This window comes from Sediminicoccus rosea (assembly GCF_033547095.1).
Taxonomy (GTDB): Bacteria; Pseudomonadota; Alphaproteobacteria; order Acetobacterales; family Acetobacteraceae; genus Roseococcus; species Roseococcus rosea.
The window spans coordinates 3,299,792-3,322,180 of record NZ_CP137852.1; the positions used below are offsets into that span (position 1 = coordinate 3,299,792).

Below are 22,389 nucleotides of genomic sequence, written 5' to 3' on the forward strand. Positions count from 1 at the left end.
GGGTCCATCGCGCGCTGCCTCGCAGGCTGCGAATGGAGCGAAGGGAGCGATGGCACGCCGTATGCCTTGCCTGGGGGGATTACCTTCTCAGGAGCGAATGGCATGTGCGGCATTGTGGGCATGGTGAACGGACATCCGGTGGCGGTGGACCTCGCTGCCGCGCTGGGGCGCCTCGAATATCGCGGCTATGACTCGGCCGGCGTGGCGCTGGCCGGACCCGGTCTGCCGGTGCACCGCATCCTCGGCCGCGCGACCGATCTGGTGCCGATGCTGGAGGCGGCCCAGCCGCGCGGCCGCGCCGGCATCGGCCACACGCGCTGGGCCACGCATGGCCGGCCCGATCTGCGCAACGCCCACCCGCACACGCATGGCGGCGTCGCCGTCGTGCACAATGGCATCATCGAAAATCACGACGCCCTTCGGCGCCAGCTGCGTGACCAGGGCCATCACTTCGCCTCCGACACCGACTCCGAGGTGATCCCGCATCTGATGGCCGAGGCGATCAGCCAGGGTCTGGAGCCGATCGAGGCGCTGCTCGTCACCTGCCGGGCACTGGAAGGGGCCTATGCAATCGCCGCCGTGACCGAGGCCGAGCCGGATCGCATCCTGGTGGCCCGGATGGGCAGCCCCTTGGTGGTGGCGCGCGGCGAGGGCATGGCCGCCATCGCCTCCGACCCCGCGGCGCTGGCCGGCATGGCCCGGGAATATGCGCCGCTCGCCGAGGGCGAGATCGCTGAACTCACCGGCGACGGCATCACTTTCCATCCCGTCCGGATCCAGGAGCGCCGCCGTCAGCAGCGGCCCGTGGCGCAGGACCGGCGCGCCCCGCGCCGTGAATGGCAGACGGTGGCGGACCCGATGGCGGCGCGCGAGGATGGTCGCCGCTTCGCGCACCACACGCGCCGCGAGATCGCCGAGCAGCCCGAGGCGCTGGCCGCGACCGATGCGGCGCTGAAGGGCTTGGCGCTGCCGCCCGATGTTGTGGCCTGCGATCGCTTCACGGTGATCGCCTGCGGCAGTTCGCTCTTCGCCGGTGCCACCGCGCGCGAGGCGATCGAGCGCGCGGCCGGCGTCACGGTGGACCTCGAGATCGCCTCCGAATTCCGCGACCGTGCCGCCCCGCCGCGGGGCATCGCCATCCTGATCTCGCAATCGGGCGAAACGGCCGACACCATCGCCGCCATGGCGCGCTTCCGCGCCGCCGGCCTCTCCACCATCGGCATGGTGAACGTCCGGGAATCCGTGATCGGCCGCACGGCGGAGCTGGTCTGGCCGATCAGCGCCGGACAGGAGATCGGCGTCGCTGCCACCAAATCTTTCACCGCGCAGCTCCTGGCGCTAATGCGCTTCGGCATCGCGCTCGGCGAGGCGCGTGGCACGGGCGACGCCGCATTCCGCACTCGCCTGGCCCGCGCGCTGGATGATTTGCCGCGCATCTGCACCGAGGCCGAGGCGATGGAACCCATCGCCCGTATCCTGGCCGAGCGCATCGCGGGCGAAGAGGAGGCACTCTTCATCGGTCGTGGCTGGGGCGCGGCACTCGCCCAGGAAGGCGCCCTGAAGCTGAAGGAACTGAGCTACATCCGCGCCGAGGGTTATCCCTCGGGCGAGCTGAAGCACGGCCCGATCGCGGTGATCCGCGAGGGCTCGCCCGTCATCGTCTGCACGCCGGGCGATGCCGGGCAGGCCAAGGTGCTGGCCAATGCCAGCGCGGTCGCGGCGCGGGGCGCGCATCTGGTGGCGCTGACCGATGTGGGCGGCGCCGAGGCGGCGGCCGCAACGGCGGCCGAGACCATCACCATGCCGGGCGATGCGTTGGTGGCACCCTTCGCACAGGCGGTGTTCCTGCAGTTGCTCGCCTACCACACGGCCGTCGTGCTCGGGCATGACGTGGACCGGCCGCGCAACCTCGCCAAGTCGGTGACCGTGGAATGAGCGCGACCCTCTCCCTCAAAGCCTGGGTGAAGCGCGGCGAGCACCCCGCCGCCCGCCTCGCCTTCCGCGTCGCCAAGGCGGTCCGTAGCGCGCGCGTTCCGGTGATCCGCCCGCTGCATCAGGCGCTCTATGCCCTGCACAAGGGCGTGACGGGCGCCTGGAGCAATGCCACGCGCATCCTCTGGTGGACGCCGATGTTCCTCTCGCGCGTCGAGAACGAGGCGCCGGGCCTTTACCTCGAAGGCGGCATGCCGCTGGTGCTGGGCCCGCTGTCCATCCGCCTCGGACGTGATGTGCGGCTCTCCGCCACAACGACGCTCACCGGCCGCAGCGCTAGCGCCGCGCCGCTGCTCGAAGTGGGCAGCAATGTGGATATCGGCTGGCAGACCACCATCGCCGTCGGCACGCGTGTCGTGATGGGCGACAATGTGCGCCTCGCCGGCCGCTGCTTCCTCGCTGGCTATCCCGGGCATCCGCTGGAGGCCGAGCGCCGCGCGGCGGGGCTGCCCTGCGATGCGGCGCAGATCGGCGACATCATCCTGGAGGACGATGTCTGGCTCGCCAGCGGCGTGACGGTCCTGGCCGGCGTGCGCATCGGCCGCGGCACGGTGGTGGGCACGGGCAGCGTCGTCACGCGCGACCTGCCGCCCGACGTCATCGCCGCCGGCTGCCCCGCCCGCGTGATCCGGGAGATCGGCTGATGGCGCATGACCTGATCGTGTTCGGCGAGGATTGGGGGGCGCATCCCTCCTCCAGCCAGCATCTGGTCTCGCATATGGCGAAAGAGCGCGAGGTGGTTTGGGTGAACTCCATCGGCCTGCGCAAGCTCAGCCTCTCGATGGGCGATGCCACGCGCGCTGTGCGCAAGCTGGGTGCCGCTTTCCGCCGCAAGGCGCCGGCTCCGCGCGTGGCCGCCCCGGGCCCGGTGGTGCAGCCGCTCGCATTGCCGATGGCCGAGAGCCGCATGGGCCGCGCGGTCAACCGCGCACTGATCGGCGGCAAGGTCCGCATGGCCGCCGCCGGCCTGAAGCGCCCCGTGGTCTGGGCCGCCCTCCCCTCCGCCGTCGCGGCGCTCGGCGCGCTCGGCGAGCACGGGGTGGTCTATTACTGCGGCGATGACTTCTCGGCGCTCTCCGGCGTGGATCACGCCGCCGCCCAGCGTATGGAAGCGGAACTGGTTTCCCGCGCCGACCTGATCCTCGCCGCCAGCGAGATGCTGGCCTCGCGCTTTCCCGCGCACAAGACGCGCCTGCTGCCGCATGGCGTGGACGCCGCGCTGTTCGGCACACCCGTACCCCGCCCGGCCGACATGCCCGAGGGCGGCCCGGTCGCCGGCTTCTATGGCAGCCTAGCCCCCTGGATTGACCTCGACCTGGTGGCCGCCACGGCACGGCTCCTACCCGAATGGCGCTTCGTGATGATCGGCGCGGCCCAGACCGACCTTTCCGCCATCGAGGGCATCGGCAACGTTCATCGCCTGGGCGCGCGACCGCATGCGGCGCTGCCCGGCTATGCGCAGCATTGGGATGCCGGGATCATCCCCTTCCGCGACACGCCGCAGATCCGCGCCTGCAACCCACTGAAGCTGCGCGAATATCTCGCATCTGGCCGGCCGGTGGTCAGCACCGATTTTCCTGCCCTGAACGGCTACCGTCACCTGATCCAGGTGGCGCAGACGCCGGAGGGGTTCGCCGCTGCCCTATGCGCAAGCCTCACCGACACCGACGGCCCGGGCCGCCAGGCCGCCGTCGCCGCCCAGTCCTGGGCCGCCCGTGCCGCTGAGGCCGCCGCCTGGATAGACGCGCTGTGAGGGCGCTGCTCATCCTGCTCCTGTCGCTCGCCTCGGCCTCGGCCGAGACGCTGCGGATCGGCCCGCCCCCGATCATGCCCGCCCTGCCGGAACTCGTCCTCACTGGCGAGAACCTGGGCACCGTCCCCTCCCTCCTCGTGCTGCGCGTGGATGATCGCGCGAGCCCGCCCTATCACGACCGCGCCAATATCGAGCGCATGGTGCCGCCCGGCCCCTTCACTCTCCGTCTGCGGCTGCCGCTGCTGACGACGCCACGCGGCCGCGCGATCGAACCCGGCGCCATCCGCCTCGCCATCGCCGATGCGCGGGACTCCGGCATGCGCCTCTCCCGCCTCGCCATCGAGGGCGCACCCGCGCTTCCCCTCGGCGTCCATGGCTGGTCCTTCGCGCCCGAAGGCGCGGCGCCACTGAGCGGGATGACGAGCGTCATCCCTGGAGGCCCAGGCCTCACCGGGATCAATCCACGCCATGTGCGCCGGCCGGGCGAGGATCCGATCCTTGCGCGCGGGATGACGGGCGTGACCCGCTTCGCCGCCCCCCTCCCGCCCGGTGACTGGAAGATCACTCTCTGGACCGAGGATCCCGGCGAGTGGGAGACGCTGCCGCAATTGCTGGAGCACCGCGTCCGCATCAATGGCCGGGACGTCGTCCTGTTCCGCCGCACGCCGGAGGAATGGGCCGCGCAACGCTATTTCGCCGGCCGCGAGGGTGAGGTGACGGATAGCCCCTGGGCCGCACTCGGCGCACGGCGAGGCGGGCGCATCGAGGCCGATGTCCAACTCGCGCCCGGCGAGGATCTCGTTGTCGAACTGGCCGGCCATCCGCGGGCCGCGACGCATCTCGCCGCCATCCTGGCCGAGCCAGGCACCGAGGGCCGCCGCGCGATGGAAGCGCTGCGCGAGGCTCGCTTCAACGAGAACTGGCCCGTGCTGCATCGCCCCGCGGCGCAGAATGCGACACGCCTCTCCGTCACCAGTCCAGCACAAAGCTGGGCGGCCCCAGGCAGCATCGTGGCACTCCGATTCACCGCGACCGGGCCTGCGGGCACCCTGACGCCCAGCTGGATCTGGCAGGGTGAGGCGCTGCCCATGCGCGTGCTCTGGGGCCAGTGGCGCTGGCGCCGCCCGGCGCCGGAGACGCCCGGCGTGGTGCTCTCGGCCGCGCATCTGCGGGCCGATTCGGAGGCGATACCCCTCCCCGCCGGCCTGCCGCGCGAGATCACGGCACTGGTCACGATCCCCGAAGGCGCACCTCCCGGCGAGCGGCGGCTGCGCCTCTCGGTCGGAGGCGCCACCGCGGAGGCGCGGCTGACCGTGCTGCCCCTCCGGCGCCCGGCCCCCTCGCAGCGCGTCGGTGTCTTCCTCGACGTGGCCCCGCACCTCACGCCAGCCCAATCGTCTCGCCAATCCGCCTGCGACCTGGAGACGCTGCGCGCCCTGGGCCTCGACCTGATCGCGCCGCCGCTCGCAACCCCACCTGACCATGCGGCGTTGGTGGCCGACCTCGCCGCCGCCGCGACACGCTTCCCTGGCCCGATTATCGCCTACGCCCCTCTGCGCCGGCTGGAGGCGCAAATGGGCCCACGCGACGCCGCCCAGACGCTGGTAGCGGCCGAGAGGGCGATCGCCGCCGCCGGCCTGCCGCAACCCGTTTGGGTGGTGGCGGACGAGCCCTCCGGCGCTGGCATGGCCGATCGCGTGCGCGCGATGGCCGTCGCATTGCGCGAGGCAGGCAGCGAGGCGCGCCTCGCCGGCCACCTGAACAACCCGGCCGACACCGCCCTGCTGCCGCTGCTGCACTTGGCCACCGTGAACCAGGGCTATGGCGCCGATGCGAACGACATCGCCCGCCTCAGGGCTGCCGGGCTGCGGGCCTTTCTGTACAACATGCCGAGGCTGCGGCTCGCCGCCGGCTTCTACCTCTGGCGCAGCGGCGCGGAGGGCCTGCTGCAATGGCATGCCCGGATGCCCACGGCCGATGCCTTCGATCCGACCGACGGCCGTGAGGGCGATGTGCAGTTCTTCTGGCCCACGCCAGGCATCTGCGCCGCCCCCGACCTCGATGCCGACCTGCTGGAAATCCTGGCCGGCCAGGAGGACCTGCGCTGGCTCGCCTGGCTCGAGACCGCGCCGGGCGACGCGGCCGTGGCACTCCGCCGCCGCCTGCGCCGGGAGGTGCCGGCCACCTGGCGGGAGGCCATGGCCCTGCCGCCCGGTGCACCGGAGCTGTGGCAAAATGCAATCATCGCCCTGGCACGCGACTTGGTGAGATAACCCCGCAGAGCGCGCCTAGGACCAGAGGGGCGCGCCCTCGCGCGGGAGACGAGTTTCGTGAAGCCCACCCTGTCTTGCCTGATCCTGCTCGCGCTGGCGGCCTGCGCCGCGCCCGATCCGCTGCGCGCCATCCCCGGCCATGAGCGAACCATGCTGCAGGCAGAGGCCCGCCAAGCGACCGGTCGCGACCGCCGATCCGCGGTGGACGCCATTCTGGCGCGCGCCCGCGCCAATGACCCCGCCCCTCTCGCGCTTCGCTTTCCCGGCACTGTGACAACCCCGGATGCCGCCCAGCGCGAGGCCGTAGCGCGCTTCGCCGCAGCCGCACGCGGGGCTCCGCGGCTCGTCGTCCAGGCCCGCCAAGGCGGCGGCGGAGAGATGCTCGGTCCGCGCCGCGCCGTTGCCGTCGCGCGCCTGCTGGAGCCTGACTTCGCGCAGGTGGACATCCAGTTCGACCTGCAGGTGCCGCCCGACACCATCCGTATCCTCTTGCCCACAGAGCGTGCCCGATGAGCGCCGCGCCCCCGCTCTCCGAAATCATCCACGCGCTGCTGGCCGCTGGTTGGCGCCGCCGCTACCTGATCATCGTGCCGCTGCTGCTGCTGCCCGTGCTGGGCGGCCTGGTCGGCAGCTTCGTGCCGCACTCCTACGAGACGCGCATGTCGGTCCTCGTGCAGGAGCCCGGCCGCTTCAATCCCTTCCTGGAGGACCTCTCGGTCCGCTCCAACCTGCGCGACCGAATGGATGGGCTACGCGCCCTGCTCACCTCACGCCATGTGCTGCTGAGCGTCGCCGAAGACCTTGGCATGGTGCAGCCTGGCGCCGGCGAGGCCGAGCAGTCCCGCGCTGTCTCCGCACTCGCCTCCTCCGTCTCGGTGCAACTCATCGGCCAGGAGATGGTGGAACTCCGCTACCGGGCGCGGCGGCCCGAGGGCATTGACCGCGTGCTGGCGCAGATCGGCCAGCGCTTCATCGAGCGCGTGCGCGGCCCCGAGGACGCATCGCTGCGTGACAGCGTCGCCTTCCTCGGCGGTCAGATTCAGGACGCGCAGAATGCGCTGAACCACGCAGAACAGGCACTCTCCAGCTTCAAGTCCCGACATGCGGCACAACTCCCCGACATGCGGGCGGCCAACCTCCAGCGCCTGGCACAGATGCGCGAGCAACTGGCCGAGCGCGAGGTGCGCCTCGCCGGCGCCGAGGCCGAGATCGCCTCCATCTCCAGCCGCCTCCTGCAGACCGACCCGGTGATCGGGCGGCTGGAGCAAGACATCGTGGCCGCTCGGGGCGAACTCGCCCTGCTGCGGAGCCGCTATACCGATGCCCATTCGCGCGTGCAGGCCGCCCTCAACCGCGCCGAGAGCCTGGAGCAGGAGCGTGACAGCCACGTCGCCCGCAGCGGCATCGCGATGGACGACACACGGCTGCGTAACATCGCCTCGGTCAGCACCACACGTGGCGACGGCGCCCAGCCGCTCCTGGTCAGCCAGGTCGCCATCCTCGATCAGGCGCGCGCGCGGCTCGGCCAGCTGCGCGGCGAGACGGAGAGCCTGCGTAGCGCCGTCACCGACCTCGCGCGCCATGTCGCGAATTCGGGGGAGGTGGAGCGCGAGTTGCGCGGCCTGGAGCGTGACGTGGCGGTCCAGGCCGACCTCACGCAGCAATTGCGCCGGCGCTTCGAGACGGCGCGCGTCACGGCCGACCTCGCGCGGCAGCAGGCACCCGAGCGCATCAAGGTCATCGACCGCCCCTTCGAGCCGACGGCACCGATCAAGCCAATGACAATGATCTTCGCCCTTGCCGGCATCGTAGCAGGTCTGGCGCTGGGCATCGGCCTCGCCGCCCTGTTCGACCTGATGGATGGTTCGCTGCGCGGCATCCGCGCCACGGAGAAACTGCTCGGTGTGCCGGTCCTGGCGCGGCTGCCGCGCGCCAGGCAGGAGATGCCGGCATGAGCGGCGCAGTCATCCACGTTGTGCAGCACCTGAGCCCCGGCGGGCTGGAGGTCATGGCCCTCGAGCTTGCCCGGGCGCAACAGGCGCAGGGTCGGCCCGCGCTGGTGCTGAGCCTGGAGGGCAACCTGGAGACGGCCATCGCGCATTGGCCGCGCCTCGCGGGCCAGCGCGAGCAATTGCTCTTCGCCGCCAAGCGGCCAGGCCTTGATCCGATGCTGATGCCGCGCCTGATTTCGCTGTTCCGGCGCCTCCGCCCGGCGGTGGTCCATACCCATCACGTGGGCCCCATGCTCTATGCGGGTACCGCCGCGCGCCTGGCCGCCGTGCCGGCCCGCCTGCATACCGAGCATGACGCCTGGCACCTCACCGATCCCAAACGACGCCGCCTCGTGCGCCTGGCGCGGCGCTTGATGGCGCCGGTGATGATCGCCGATGCGCCACATGTCGCCCAAAGCGTGGCCGAGGCGCTCGGCGGAACCCCACCTGTCATCGTCATGAACGGCGTGGACACCGAGCGCCTGCGGCCGCGGGACCAGGCCGCGGCCCGCCACGCCCTCGGCCTGCCTGACGGACAGCGTCTGCTCGGCATCGCGGCGCGGCTGGAGCATGTGAAGGGCGTGGACGTGGCCTTGGAGGCGCTGCGCCTCTTGCCGCGTGACGTGCATCTGGCCATCGCCGGTGGGGGGAGCGAGGCGACAGCGCTGCGCGCCCAGGCGAGCGCGCTCGGGATCGCGGATCGGCTGCATTGGCTCGGCGTGATGGACGACATGTCGCGATTCTACCCGGCCCTCAACCTGCTGCTGGTGCCCTCGCGGCATGAGGGACTGCCGCTGGCGCCGCTCGAGGCGCAGGCCTGCGGCATCCGCGTGGTGGCCACGAATGTCGGCGGCACCGCGGCCGGCATCTGCCCGAGGACAGGCCAGCTCGTGACGGCGGAAGATCCCGCCGCCTTGGCCGGCGCCGTCCTGCTCGCTCTCGAGGGAACGGGCGATCCGCGTCCCTTCGTGCTGCGCGAGGCCAGCCTTGATGCGGCGGCACGCGCCTGCCTGACGCTCGCTGCGCCCAAATTCCGCGCGCCCATCGCAAGCTGCGAGGCAGCGCGCGAGAGCTAAGCGGACCCGCACTTGCACAAGGCCTTCCGAACCCTTCGGAGGCCCGGCTGCCATGCATCTCCTGCTCGCGATCATCACGCTCGGCGCGATCGCGCTGATCCTCTATCACCACCTCGCTTGGCCGCTCATTCTCCGGCGGGCAGCCCTGAAAGCTCCACCCGCGCCCCGCCCACTGCCGCGCCATCTGTTGCCTGCCATCACGCTCGTAATGCCCGCGCACAACGAAGCGCGGTTCATCGCCCGGAAGATCGCGAACCTCGCCGCGCTGGACTATCCGCGCGAGCAGCTGCGCATCATCATCGCGACGGATGGCTGCTCCGACGAGACGCCCACCATCGCGCGGGCCGAGCTGCAGCGCCAAGGGCTCTCGGCCGAGCTGCGCATCTTTGCCCAGAACCGTGGCAAGGTGGCGGTGCTGAACGAGATCGTGGATGCGCTCCGTGGCGGCATCGTCGCACTGACCGATGTCTCGGCGCTGCTCCCGGCCGACGCCCTCAAGCGCATCGCGGCGCATTTCGCCGAGCCGCGTCTTGGCGCCGTCGGTGGCACCTATGTGCTCGACAAGCCCGGCTCGGCGGGCGAGGCGAAGTATTGGCGCTGGCAGGTCGCGGGCAAGCGCGGGGAGGCCGCGCTGGGCGCGCCACTCGGCCTGCATGGCGCCTTCTGGGCCTTCCGCCGCGAGGCCTTCGCGCCACTGGCACCCGACACGATCAATGATGATTTCACGCTGCCGATGCAGATGGTGCTGCGGGGCTGGCGCGTTGGCTACGACGCCGGACTCCTGGCGCGCGAGGCGGAGTGCAGCAGCCCCGCGCAGGATCTCCGCCGACGCCGGCGTATCGCGGCGGGAAACATGCAGCAGATGCTCCGCTTGATGCCGCTGCTGCATCCGCGCCATGGCGGCGTGGCAGTCGCCTTTCTCTCAGGCAAGGCGTTGCGCGTGGTGATGCCGCTGCTGATCCTCATCGCCGGACTGGGCACGGCGTTGCTGGCCCCGCACTCCACCTTCTTCACGATGCTGGCCATCGCCGAGATCGCGGGACTGCTGGCCGCCCTCGCCGGCCTGGCGCTGGGCAGCCGCGCGCCTCGGATCCTCGCCTTGGCCGCCTATGCACTGGCCGGACACGCGGCAAGCGGAATGGGCGCCGCCCGCTACATGCTCAGTCGCCCCACCCAGCCCTGGCGGCGCGCTGCGCCGTAAGACAACAACCGGAGACAACCGACATGCTCGACTGCGATCCCCCCCGCTCCATCCGCGTCGCCAAGCGCGCCATGGACATCGTCGTGGCCCTTCTGGCCCTGATCCTTACCCTGCCGCTCTGGCCGATCATCGCGCTGGCCATCAAACTCGACAGTCCCGGCCCTGTGCTGTTCCGGCAGTTGCGCATCGGGCGGGCCGATCGGGACCGCGTGGTGCTCTTCACCATGCTGAAGTTCCGCTCCATGCGCGCCGACGCCGAGAAGCAGACCGGCGCCGTCTGGGCCAAGCAGCGTGACCCGCGCATCACCCGCGTCGGTGCCTTCCTCCGCAAGTCGCGACTGGATGAGATCCCGCAACTGATCAACGTATTGAAGGGCGACATGGCGCTGATCGGGCCGCGGCCGGAACGCCCGGGATTCTACCAGAAACTCGACCGCGCCATTCCCTTCTTCGCCGAGCGGACGGGCGGCATCCGGCCGGGCATCACGGGCCTCGCCCAGGTGAATCAGGGCTATGACACGAGCCTGGACGACGTCCGCAACAAGGTCGCCTGGGATCATGCCTATGCGATGCGGCTCACCAGCTTCCGCACCTGGCTCGGCACAGACATCGGCATCGCGCTTCGGACACTGGTCGTAATGGCAGGCGGCCGGGGGCAATAGCGTCAGCCGGCCTCGCCTTCCTCGTGGGCGAGACCCAGCGCATTCATCAGCGCGGCGCGCACAACGGGCTTGGGCAGGTAGTCGTCCATGCCCGCCTCCAGGCATTGCCGCTCATAGACCGGCCCCACGGCAGCGGTCAGGCCGATGATGCGTGTCGTCCGGTTGGGACTGTCGCCTGATCGGATGTTCCTGGTCGCTTCCAGTCCGTCCATCACGGGCATCTGCATGTCCATCAGGATCGCGTCAAAGCGTCGGCCTGCCAGGGCCTCCAGCGCGACGGCACCGTTCTCGGCCAGTGTCACGCCGACGCCCGCCTGCTCCAGCATCCGGGTCAGGACGAACTGGTTGACCGGATTGTCTTCGACAACGAGCGCCTGCATGCGCGTACTGATCTCGGCCCCGCCGGCCGGCTCCGGTTCCGGGGCTGGCATGCGTGCACGAAACGCGTGACGCAACGCCTCGCGCAGGCGAGCGGGCATGGAGGGTTTGAGAAGCAACGCATTGAACAAGCCGAAGGGCGGCGGCCCATGGGTGCCTTCGCCTGCGCTGAGCAGGATGAGGCGCAGATCCGGGCCGCTCTCCTCGCGGATGCGTTGCGCGAGGCCGAAGCCGCTTTCCTCGCCCAGGCGCCCGTCCAGGATTACCGCATCCAGGGGGCGCCCGGCCGCTTTCGCCTCGCGCAGCCTGGCAATGGCGCCCTCTCTCTCCTCAGCTTCCGTCGGCTCTGCGCCGAGGCCACGCAGCTGGCGGCAGATGATGCCGCGGTTGATGGGTTGCTGCGCCACCACCATAACGCGCTTGCCGACGAAGCCGAGTTCGGGTGGCTCTGGCATGGTCGGCGCCACCTCCACGGCGATGGTGAAGCGGAAAACGCTGCCGCCGCCCGGTCGAGGCTCTGCCTCGATCCCGCCGCCGAGGATTTCAGCCAGCCTGCGCGAAATGGCCAGGCCGAGACCGGTGCCCCCGAAGCGGCGACTGGTGGAGGCGTCGGCCTGGGTGAAGCGCTCGAAGAGCTTGGGGATGTTGGCGGGATCAATGCCTATGCCCGTGTCACTCACCGCGCACACCAATCGCCAACCGCCTTGCGGGGCATCGGGCGCCGCCGAGAGTGTCACACGGATCCAGCCCTGATCGGTGAACTTGACCGCATTGCCCAGCAGATTGAGCAGGATCTGGCGGAAGCGGCCTGGCGCGCCGATCACCTGCGCCGGCACGCTGGGCTCGATGTTGCCGACCAACTCGATGTCCTTGGCCGCTGCGCGCGGCGCGAAGAGCTCGATGATGTTGGTCACCTGCTCCTCGGGCGAGAACATTTCCTGCTCAAGTTCGATCTCACCGGCCTCGATCTTGGAGAAATCCAGGATGTCGTTCAGTACCGTCATCAGGTGATCGGCCGATGTCTGAATGGTCTCGGCGTAGCGGCGCTGCGTTTGGTTCAGCCGGGTCTCGAGCAGGAGGCCGCTCAGACCGATCACACCGTTCATCGGGGTGCGGATCTCATGGCTCATCGAAGCCAGGAACTCCTCCTTCGCCTTGGAGGCGCTGCGCGCCAGCGCCTCGCTCTCCGCCAGCCGCTGGCCTTGCCGGAGCAACAGGGCGAGCGCCGTGCCGGCGATGACCGCGACAGCGATGCAGGCCAGAAGGAAGATGTGCAACTGCTCGCGCACCGGCTCCATGATGTCGCGGCGGCTCTGCGCCACCTCGATCACGATCGGCACCTGACGACTCACCGCGAAGCTCGCGGTCACATCTCGCTGGAATGCATCCTGGCCGATGAGGGAGCCCACTTCTCGGCGCGGCAGGAAATCACGGAAGAGCCAATTGTCGGGGAGGCTTTGACCAATCGCCTCGCTGCGCCCGTCACCATGGGCCAGCAGCGCGCCTTCGAAGCTGTAGAGGCGAATATCCACGCCGAAGGCTTCCCCGGGTGTGGCTGCGATCGCCGTCAGATATTCGGGGTTCACGAGCGCCACCGCGAACTCGCCCTGAGGCGTTCCCGAAGGAGGGCGCGCCAGCGCGAGGGGGATGGTCCAGCGGCGCCACGCCACATCGGCTGCGGGCTCCTCCAGCAGGCGGCCTGGCTGTGGGGGCAGGACCCGAAGGACACCAACCGCCCCGGCCGCGCGGATGCGCAGCAACTCTTGGAACCAGGCACTGGCCCCAAATTCGCGCCCGGCGAGGGCCGGCGGCATCGCCTCGACGACGCGGCCCTGGCCGTCCAGCAGGAGAACCGCACGAAGCTGCGGCATGTCCTGGATGAGGTTCGACATATCGGGCGAGAGGGACCGGGCCTCTCCCCGTTGGGTCCGTGCCATGAGGTCGGAGAGGACGAATCCGACCGTGTCCACCGTGCGGGAGATCTGATCGGCGAGGCCGACGGCGATGGCCTGGGTCAAATGGGCGGCGTCCGTCTCTGCCCGCACCTGCCGACGCGAGGATTGCACCGCATAAGCGATGGCCAGGACCGCCATGACGAGCACGACCGCGATGATGACGACGATTCGGTAGCCAAACATCCCGCCCCAGCGGCGAACTAGAGGTGTTTCTCGCGGGGCGGCCTTGGCGGACATCTCAAGGTCGAAGTCTGCGCCCCGGCCCTCGAATTGTCATCAGTGCATGGCGGGAGCAGGACAGGGCGCAGCGGACTGCTGCGCCCCGCAGCCCGCGGAGAGCGGACTGGTCGCTATGCGTACCGAGCATGATGGGGTGGGCTTGCCAGGGCCAGCGATGCGTGCAAAACACTCACCCACGGAGCGGGCGGGCGTAGCTCAGGGGTAGAGCACGACCTTGCCAAGGTCGGGGTCGAGGGTTCGAATCCCTTCGCCCGCTCCAGTCGGTTTTCTAACCTCACAGTTATCTTTCGCTGACAGCGTCCTGAACCGCAGGTTTCCTGGGGTTTTGCCGCGTTGGCTTGAGGGTTGGAGAACGCAACGATCCCGAAAATCGCTCTCCGGAGGCGCGAAGGTCTCCAAAGCTCGGTACTTGGGCGATTGAGTCTACAGCATCAAGCCCCTGAAATTGCGACATTTGTCGGCTGAGGAACGCCGCCTGGTTGCGCATGGCGACCGCATACCGGTCGTGCCTGGGAGCGCGAAATCGTTCATCATGAGGTCAACGCCCACGACCGCCGCTTGCTGGACCACCCGATGCCGGCGCTCAGAGGCAAGACACCGCGGCCGCGACCAAAGCTCGAATCGGGTCCGTGCGGTGGCGGCCGCGCTCAAGACGCCGGAAAGCCGTTCAGGGCAGCAGAGACCCGGCGACCCGATGATGCGCTGTGATCTCGGCTGGCTATGGCGGGAGCCTGGGGTGGAGCGAATGCGGCGGTGACGAAATGAGGTAGTGGCGTCTGGCAACGGGCGGCATCCTGCGCGAAGACGGGACTTGAAACGCGTGATGGTGCCGGATGCCGATTCTGAACTGGTTGACCCGAGACGAAGACATACGCTCAGCCCAGCGCGTCCCCTATCGCCTGCTGGAGGAAGTGCCTGACCTGTCCGCGGGTGAGCGGGATAGCGGCAACATGTTGATCCAGGGTGACAATCTCGATGCGCTGAAGGCGCTACTGCCATTCTATTCTGGCCGTGTAAAATGCGTTTATATCGATCCGCCCTACAACACGCGCTCCGCGTTTGAGCATTACGACGACAATTTAGAGCACACTCAATGGCTGGCGCTGATGTGGCCCCGGCTTGAGATCCTTCGGGATCTGTTGGCCGAAGACGGCTCGATTTGGGTGTCGATCGATGACAATGAGGGGCACTACCTCAAAGTCATCATGGACGAGGTGTTCGGGCGCCGGAACTTCCTCGCAGAAGTTATATGGCAGAAGCGGACCTCCCGTGAAAATCGCGCTGCAATCGGTCAAGCTCACGATACTATTCTTGCCTACGGCAAAATGCCGCCGATCGAATGGAAAGCAATCCGCAACCCCCTCTCGCCCAATCTGAATGGTTTCTCGAACCCGGATGCTGACCCACGCGGTCCATGGCGATCGATCCCCTTTTCCGCACAGGGATACCGGCCAAACCAGATGTATGTGATTGAGGGGCCGAATGGCGAGCGGCACGAACCACCTCGCGGTCGCTGCTGGGGTGCCACTGAAGAAGTATTCCGTAGATACGAAGCGGAGAACCGGGTCTACTTTCCGCGCAATGGCGCCGGTCGCCCACGCATAAAGCAGTTCGCTGGGGAAGAAGCTGGCTTGGTGCCGATGTCTCTATGGCTTGCTGAAGAAGTCGGCACGAATGAAGAGTCGAAACGGGAGATACTCCGGCTGTTTGAGGATGGGTCGCCCTTCGGCACGCCAAAGCCCGAACGCCTCATGCAGCGTATCCTTCACATCGCCACCAACCCTGGCGACCTCGTGCTCGATTCGTTCCTTGGCTCCGGCACGACCGCGGCCGTCGCGCATAAAATGGGCCGGCGCTACATTGGCATCGAAATGGGGGATCACGCAGTCACCCATTGCGTGCCCCGCCTGCGAAAAGTCATCGACGCCGAGCAAGGCGGGGTTTCGAGCAGCGTAGGCTGGCAGGGCGGCGGCGGGTTCCGCTTCTACCGGCTCGGCCCGCCCGTCTTCGATGCGGAGGGCCATATCCGCCAGGATATCCGCTTCCCCATCCTCGCGGCCCATGTCTGGTTCAGTGAGACCAATCGACCCTGGGATGGGAATGGCAATTCACCTTTCCTGGGCCTGCACGGGGGGCAAGCCTTCGCGTTGCTCTACAACGGCATCCTCGGCGACAAGCGGCCGGGTGCAGGCAATGTCCTGACTCGAGCTACCCTCGCGCTGATCCGGGATGCGATCGCCCAGGTCCATCCAAACTTCGCCGCGGAGAGCCCAGCCTATCCGCTCACCATCTATGGCGAGCAATCCCGGCTGACACCCGCAACCCTCGATCGTGAGCGCATCACCTTCAAGCAGACGCCCTACGACATCAAAGCGCGGGCCTGAGGGGCATCTCATGAAGTTGAAGCAATACCAGACCGGTACTCTCTCCATCCTCCGCCGCTTCTTCGAGGAAGCCCGCGTGGCAGGGCCGAAGCAGGCCTACGAGGCGCTTACCAAGGAGCCAGACCAGGCGAAGCGGCTGGGCCGCTATGGGGGGACCTATACGGCACTCGAAGCCCTGCCGAACGCGCCCTATGTCTGCCTGCGGCTGCCCACAGGCGGCGGCAAGACGATCCTGGGAGCCCACGCTATCAGCATCGCGCGCGATGCCTGGGTGGAAAAAGAGTACCCGATGGTGCTGTGGCTGGTGCCATCCAACACCATCCGCCTGCAAACCGCCGAGGCCCTCAAGAACCCACGGCACCCCTATCGCCAAGCCATGGACGAAGCCTTTTCCGGCCGCGTGCGCGTCTTCGATATCGGTGATTTCGCGAATATCCGACCGCACGATATTCGCGACCATTGCTGTATCGTGGTGGGCACCATCCAAACGCTCCGCGTGCAGAACACCGAGGGCCGGAAGGTCTATGCTCACAACGAGGATATGGAGCCGCACTTCACCGGGCTGCCGAAAACGCTGCCCGGTCTGGAGACGCTGGAGAATGGTGGGGTCAAATTCTCCTTCGCCAACCTCATGCACATCCATCGGCCGCTGATGATCGTGGATGAGGCGCACAACGCCGTCACCGGCCTCACGCGGGACATGCAGGCCCGTGTGAACCCCTCGGCCATCATCGAGTTCACAGCGACGCCGCGTCTCAACTCCAACATCCTGCACAGCGTCACGGCGCAGGAATTAAAGCTGGAGGAGATGATCAAGCTGCCGATCATGCTCAAGGAACATGACACCTGGCAGAATGCGGTGAACGGCGCCATCGCGGCGCGCGCGTCGCTCGCCGCCGCGGCCGAGACAGATGCCGACTACATTCGTCCCATCATCCTGTTCCAGGCCCAGCCGAAGAACCAGGAGGTCACGGTCGCGGCGCTGAAGAAGCACCTGATGGAGGTGGAGCAGATTCCAGAAGCGAAGATCGCCGTGGCGACCGGCGATCAACGTGAGTTGGACGGGCTCGACCTCTTCGACCGCAATTGCCCCATTGAATACGTCATCACCGTCGAGGCGCTGAAGGAAGGCTGGGATTGCTCGTTCGCCTACGTTTTCTGCTCAGTGTCGCGCATCCAGAGCGCCGTGGACGTCGAGCAGTTGCTGGGCCGGGTGCTGCGCATGCCTTATGCGAAGCGCCGGCGCGCGGATGCGCTGAACAGGGCCTATGCTTTCCTCTCCGAGCCCTCCTTTGGCGAGGCGGCGAAAACCCTCGCTGACAAGCTTGTCGCCATGGGCTTCGAAGAGGACGAGGCAAAGGATAACATCGCCCCGGTTCAGCCAGACCTTGGCGACCCGACCACCCTGTTCGGACCACAGGAGCGGCCACGACCTACCCTGCGGCACAAACTGAGCGCGGCGCCCGAGGTCATCGCCGCGCTGACGCAGCACGAAGGCGTCACGATCCACGAGAAGGAAGGCGGACAGGTAGAGATCGCCGTCTCCGGGCCTCTCGATCCCGCGCGCGAAAAGGCAATTGCGGAAACGCTTCCTGAGACGGCCCGCCAGGGATTTGCTGACGCCGTCGCCGCATTCCGTGCCGATGCACAGGCACTGCTGTCACCCGCCGAGATGCAGGAGCCGTTCGCGGTTCCGCGCCTGGTGTCGGAGATCCAGGGCAAGCTGGAATTCGCGGACACCGACGTCTTCATGGAGTTCCGTGACTGGTCGCTGCTCGATCATTCGCCGCGGATGGCGGAGGGTGAGTTCGCAATCCGTGAGACCGCTCGCAGCTTCGAAATCGACCTGGACGGCAATCGCATCACCTACCAGTTCGCCGATGAGCAGGAGCAGCTCGCGCTCGACATCGACGTAGCCGGCTGGACGCCTGAGGCGCTGGTGCTCTGGCTCGACCGGCAAGCGCGACAGCCGGATATTCACCAAGGCGAGCTCCTTCGATGGCTGCGTGACCTTGTGGCGCATTTGATCACCACGCGTGGGATGCACATCGCTGCGCTGATGCGCTGCAAATTCATCCTTGCCCGCAAGGTCCGCGAGAAGCTGGCTGCCATTCGCCAGCAGGAGCGCAACGGCGTCTATCAACGCTATCTCTTCGCGCCCGAGGCCAAGGTGGGTGTCTCCTTCGATGACGCCTTCACGTTCAAGGAGGGCATGTATTGGGACCAACGCCGCTATCGGGGCCGCTGGCGGCCGCGGAAGCATTTCCTGGGCGCTGACAACCTACCCGCCTTCGACGGTACGGAGGATGGCGAGGAGTTTCAATGCGCGCAGGCCATCGACAGTCTGCCGACTGTCAAATTCTGGATCAGAAATGTCGCGCGCCATCCCAACTCGTTCTGGCTGCCGACGGCCAGCGACAAGTTCTACCCTGACTTCGTCGCCATGTTGGATGACGGGCGCACGCTGGTGGTCGAGTACAAAGGCGCGCATCTGGCGGATGGGGCAGACACGAATGAGAAGCGCCTCATCGGGGAATTGTGGGAACGCCAAAGCCAGGGTCGGGCCCTGTTCATTGTCGTCGAGAAATCGGCGGCCGCGAGAGACGTGCGCACGCAGCTGTCAGATAAGATTAAGACCTGATCGCACCGGTCGGTTTCGGCATTGCCGGCCGACGTCCTACGAGAGGCAGCAATCCAGCTCGCGTGGCATGCACTACGACCAGACGAAGCTGGAGCCTCGGTCTGGCCAGGCCAATCTGCCGTGGTTAGCCGATCAGCGCCTCGACCTCCTTCACTTGCACCAAGTTCGCCACCTCGGCGTGCAGGTCTACCGCCTGTCCCGCCGCCGAAATCGAAATCACGAGTGCATAACGGCCCCTGTCTTCCATACGTCGTTGACCGATGTGTGACTTCCACCAACCGCCCACAGGGTAAATTGCGATCGAGTCGTGCCCGGCCAGATCAATGGCGTAGCCCCGCCATAGGTCGCAGTGGAGCGATCCAGCCTGCACCGCCTTGGGTCCCAGCAGCCAGTAATCTGTTTCGGTTTCAGCTGCCGACCCGTCGCTCTCCTGCGCGGCATTAACGCGGGCGCGAAACGCCACCGCTGTTTCTCCGCGCTTTTTCATCGCGAAGCGAAGGCCGAAGGAGCGGTACGTATCTGGGCGTGTCGCCGCCCTGCCTGTCAGGTTCGGCTCGATGAAATAGGACAGCGTCACTTTCATCATGACAATTTCGTTCTCGAGCTGCTCCAAGGCGGCTTTCGGCCAAGGCAGGTCGTAAAAGTGCATCTCGTTATAGACGCCTGTCCGGCCGTCGGCGCCGACTGCAAAAGGTTGGATCTCTGCCTGCGCCACCATGGTTGCCTCATTGCGCGCCGACAGGATTGCTCTCCCGACGTCAGGAACGCCGTAGCCCATCTCACGCAGGATCTGCTGCTTTTTAGCCTTCGAGCCCGTCTTCCAATGCGCCCCCCGGCCAATCAGCTGCTTGCGGATGGGCTGCGGCCAAGCGGCTGAATCCACTGTCAGTGCACGATGGGTCTCCGGCCACAACTCAGGTAGAGCCGCTTGGAGCTGACCGACGAAGTTGCCAGCCAGACCGGCCGCGGCGCTGGTCGCCCAGAACGGGACCAGCGGCTCAACTGCGACAGCAGAGCCCGGCGCAAGCAGCGACGCGGCCTGATGCCAACCGCAGAAGCCAGTTTCGTCCGACATCATATTGCCGGCCTCAAACAGCACCTCCGGCTTGATCGGCGTCAGGTCGTCGGGGAGTGATTGCGAGCCTCGGCTGAAGGGACTGCGGTGGTTCGCTGGTACGACGGGCTCCAACGCTGGTGGTGGCGTCGGCGCAGGCTCCTTGCGCGTGAAGCCGCCAATCGTCAGCGCATTCCAACTCTGCGACGGGTCTTCGAGCGGCTGCAACTGAACGACATCGACCTTCAGGCCGCCGGACACATTGCCGGTGGCGACCAGAACAAGGCGCTTGGGCGCGTCGGATGCGGGCACCCCATCTGCCGCGTCGCCCGGCATTGAGCCGGCCGCGACTTGGTCGAGCGCCCCGCTCCAACTGGAGGGCCGGCTCGGCGGAAAATCGGTCGTTGATGTCGCAAGACAGAACGCCCGCTTGACACCAGGTCGCTCGATTTCAACCTGGGCCACTGCGCCCTGAGTCACCACCCCGTAGCTCGGCGGCTTTGTAGCCGGGAAACCTCGCGGCGGCAGCAGCTTCATCGACTCGACGCCGTGGGTAAGCGGCACGGTAGTCGTCCCATTCATGTGCGGATCGAGATCGCCATAGAGAACGATGCCTGCGAGGGCAGTGCCGTGCCCACCATCCGGGGCGTGGTCATCCGTTCCCCAGGCCGCGTCATAGGCCCAAGCACCCTTGAGGCCGGGTACGATAAGCGGGTGATCGGCCGCGACGCCGGTATCAAGTGTGCAGACCACAGGCGCGGCGTCTGGGGCTGCTACGACACGCTCTGCAAGCTCGGCGACCCAGTCGTGTTGCCCGACCCCGCTCCCGCCCCGATCGAGGAAAGCCTCGATGGTGCCGGTCGCCCGCCGGACCTCGCTGATCGCCCCCGGTACGTGCTCGGCAAATGCCCCAAGCGCGCCCGCAGCAGCATGAACGAACAGGACCGTCATGTCTGGAAATAGTAGGCGGTCGGCGTGGACGTCGAGGTTTGCCCCGCGCGCCACAACGGCCACCCGCTCAGCCCGCCCCGGCCCGCCGAGGATCCAGATCTCCCACCAGACCAACTCTTGCGCACCGAAATCGACCGCACCAACAAAAAGCGATTGGGTTGGAGCGGCTGTGATCGTTTCGACGACCTCGAATCGGTCGACATCCGGCCGCGGAGCATTGCCAGGATCGCGCCCATACTCGGCGATGCGGTCCCGCAAGTATCCTCTGGCTTCGTCGGGCACGAACAGCAGCGCGCTCTCTGTCCTGTCGTCCTTCCGATCGGTCCGTAGCACCACGATGTCTTGCGCAGGGAATTCCAGCGTTGCCGGAACCTTTGCCGCCTTCGAGCGCGAGGCCTCGGCAGGGGGGAGCGTCGACAACTCGACCACGGTGCCCGGCTTTAGCCCGGCGACCTGCAGTCGTAGGTCGTCCGCTGGTGCAGGCAGACTCCCCAGCGCCCGAGACAACTGGTCGAGAAGCGCCCTGGAATGCTTTGCGTAGTCCGAGCGCAAGGGCTTGCGCTCCTGCGAACGCTTAGGAAAACTGTACTGCGTTACTTCGCGGAACGTGTCGATTGAAACGTGCGGCCGATCTCTCGCGCCGTAATCTTCAGGCTCCGCCATGCAACCCTAACCTCGAGCTTCTGTGTCCCATCCGTCCGGCCAGCGCCCTACCTAATGGCCAGCTTGGCGGCGGAACTTGCTCTTCAGGGATTGCCGGTCCTGAAGCGCTTGCCCAAGCGCATCCGACGACACTTTGGTCGCGCCTTCGAGGATGGCATCTTTGACGACTGCATCGGCGGCACGCACGAGTTCAGCCTGGCTTAAGCCATCGAGGGCGGGCTGTATCGTCGGCCAGGAGCGGGCACTCAGCCTAAAACTACCTAGGCGCCGTTCCAGGATGGCGCGTGCGGCCGACTGGTCCGGCAGCCCATATTCGATGACTTCGTCGAAACGCCGAGCGAGAGCCTCGTCTAGTATCTCGACGTGATTGGTCGCCGCGAGCACAAGGCTGTCCGTGCTGTTGGGCTCTTCCATGAAAGCAAGCACAGAATTGAGGACACGGCGGATTTCGCCTACGTCGTTCGAATCCCCACGGCGCGCACCGATCGCATCGAACTCATCGAGAAGGTAAACGCCCCGCGTTTGCGCGATCTGATCGAATAGCAGGCGCAACTTCCCGGCCGTCTCACCAAAGAAACGGCTAAACAACGCCTCGAGCCGGACGGTGAATAGTGGCAGGTGCAGCTCGCCGGCCAACGCCGACGCGGTCATCGTCTTGCCAGTCCCAGGCGGACCAACAAGCAGGATATGCGTGGTCGGAACCTGCCCGTGGTTCCGAAGAGTCGCGCGCTCCTGCTGCTGCCGTACCACGCGGGTCAGGCGCTCGCGGACGCCGTCTGACAAGACCATGCTGGCAAGAGAGACCTTGGGGTAGCCGGTCTCGACCAAGCCTTGGAGTTCACCGCGTGGGCGAGCGAGGGGGATTGGCGTCTGACCGCTGGCCGGCCGACCACTGCGCTGCTGATCCCGAGCCTTCTGGACCAGGCGCTTCAGCCTATCCGCCTCCTCCGGCCGCCCCTGCCGAGCCTCTTGCGCGGCGACCTGTAGCGCGATCGAAAGGAATTGCTCGTCATCTCCCTCGATATGCGAATTGAGGAGAGCAAGCAGATGCTTCGTCGACATTCGCGCCTCCCTCCTTCGCATGCCCGGGATTCAGCCCGAGAATCTGTTAGCACTTGACGTGGCACGTAGGTGAGTAAATCAATAGCCCACCGTCCGCTATCATGCCAAGATTC

The 22,389-nt window shown here is 67.4% G+C and carries 14 protein-coding genes and 1 tRNA gene; 12 read left to right on the forward strand and 3 right to left on the reverse strand.

From position 1 onward, the window contains the following. The first annotated feature begins 102 nt into the window (after positions 1-102). Genes glmS through R9Z33_RS15995 form a run of 9 tightly spaced genes read left to right on the forward strand, consistent with a single transcriptional unit; the run spans position 103 to position 10,948 of the window. A complete protein-coding gene (gene glmS / locus R9Z33_RS15955) occupies positions 103-1,935 on the forward strand; it encodes a glutamine--fructose-6-phosphate transaminase (isomerizing) (protein ID WP_318647569.1) in 1,833 nt (610 codons plus the stop codon). Further along, positions 1,932-2,636: an acyltransferase gene (locus R9Z33_RS15960; RefSeq protein ID WP_318647570.1), complete on the forward strand. Its 705-nt coding sequence runs from the start codon at positions 1,932-1,934 to the stop codon at positions 2,634-2,636. The genes glmS and R9Z33_RS15960 overlap by 4 nt, the downstream gene beginning before the upstream one ends. After that, positions 2,636-3,745: a glycosyltransferase gene (locus R9Z33_RS15965; RefSeq protein ID WP_318647571.1), complete on the forward strand. Its 1,110-nt coding sequence runs from the start codon at positions 2,636-2,638 to the stop codon at positions 3,743-3,745. The genes R9Z33_RS15960 and R9Z33_RS15965 overlap by 1 nt, the downstream gene beginning before the upstream one ends. Further along, complete coding sequence (locus R9Z33_RS15970; RefSeq protein ID WP_318647572.1) at positions 3,742-6,018, forward strand: hypothetical protein; 2,277 nt, start codon at positions 3,742-3,744, stop codon at positions 6,016-6,018. Before R9Z33_RS15965 ends, R9Z33_RS15970 begins: the two co-directional genes overlap by 4 nt. Before the next feature lie 57 nt (positions 6,019-6,075). Continuing rightward, on the forward strand, positions 6,076-6,531 hold the full coding sequence (locus tag R9Z33_RS15975) for a hypothetical protein (protein ID WP_318647573.1): 456 nt from the start codon (positions 6,076-6,078) through the stop codon (positions 6,529-6,531). Then, entirely contained in the window at positions 6,528-7,973 is a 1,446-nt protein-coding gene (locus R9Z33_RS15980) for a GNVR domain-containing protein (protein ID WP_318647574.1), read from the forward strand. Before R9Z33_RS15975 ends, R9Z33_RS15980 begins: the two co-directional genes overlap by 4 nt. After that, positions 7,970-9,085 carry a glycosyltransferase gene (locus R9Z33_RS15985; protein WP_318647575.1) on the forward strand — a complete coding sequence of 372 codons (1,116 nt, stop codon included), beginning with the start codon at positions 7,970-7,972 and terminating at the stop codon, positions 9,083-9,085. The genes R9Z33_RS15980 and R9Z33_RS15985 overlap by 4 nt, the downstream gene beginning before the upstream one ends. Before the next feature lie 52 nt (positions 9,086-9,137). Continuing rightward, positions 9,138-10,286, forward strand: coding sequence for a glycosyltransferase family 2 protein (locus R9Z33_RS15990; RefSeq protein ID WP_318647576.1), 1,149 nt, complete (start codon positions 9,138-9,140; stop codon positions 10,284-10,286). 23 nt (positions 10,287-10,309) lie between these two features. Continuing rightward, positions 10,310-10,948, forward strand: a complete 639-nt coding sequence (locus R9Z33_RS15995; RefSeq protein ID WP_318647577.1) for a sugar transferase — start codon at positions 10,310-10,312, stop codon at positions 10,946-10,948. Positions 10,949-10,950: 2 nt separating this feature from the next. On the opposite strand, the gene R9Z33_RS16000 is transcribed toward R9Z33_RS15995, so the two are convergent. Further along, entirely contained in the window at positions 10,951-13,518 is a 2,568-nt protein-coding gene (locus R9Z33_RS16000) for a response regulator (protein WP_318647578.1), read from the reverse strand. Between the two features lie 187 nt (positions 13,519-13,705). On the opposite strand from R9Z33_RS16000, the gene R9Z33_RS16005 reads away from it, so the two are divergent. From R9Z33_RS16005 to R9Z33_RS16015, 3 genes are all read left to right on the forward strand, one after another. Then, a tRNA-Gly gene (locus tag R9Z33_RS16005) sits at positions 13,706-13,780 on the forward strand. A 574-nt stretch (positions 13,781-14,354) separates the two neighbouring features. Beyond that, the gene (locus R9Z33_RS16010) at positions 14,355-15,905 is read left to right on the forward strand and encodes a site-specific DNA-methyltransferase (RefSeq protein ID WP_318647579.1); all 1,551 of its coding nucleotides are present in this window, start codon (positions 14,355-14,357) and stop codon (positions 15,903-15,905) included. 10 nt (positions 15,906-15,915) lie between these two features. Then, positions 15,916-18,546: a DEAD/DEAH box helicase gene (locus R9Z33_RS16015; RefSeq protein ID WP_318647580.1), complete on the forward strand. Its 2,631-nt coding sequence runs from the start codon at positions 15,916-15,918 to the stop codon at positions 18,544-18,546. Between the two features lie 124 nt (positions 18,547-18,670). On the opposite strand, the gene R9Z33_RS16020 is transcribed toward R9Z33_RS16015, so the two are convergent. Then, entirely contained in the window at positions 18,671-21,214 is a 2,544-nt protein-coding gene (locus R9Z33_RS16020) for a S8 family peptidase (protein WP_318647581.1), read from the reverse strand. A 51-nt stretch (positions 21,215-21,265) separates the two neighbouring features. Then, a complete protein-coding gene (locus R9Z33_RS16025; protein ID WP_318647582.1) occupies positions 21,266-22,276 on the reverse strand; it encodes an AAA family ATPase in 1,011 nt (336 codons plus the stop codon). Between the last annotated feature and the right edge of the window lie 113 nt (positions 22,277-22,389).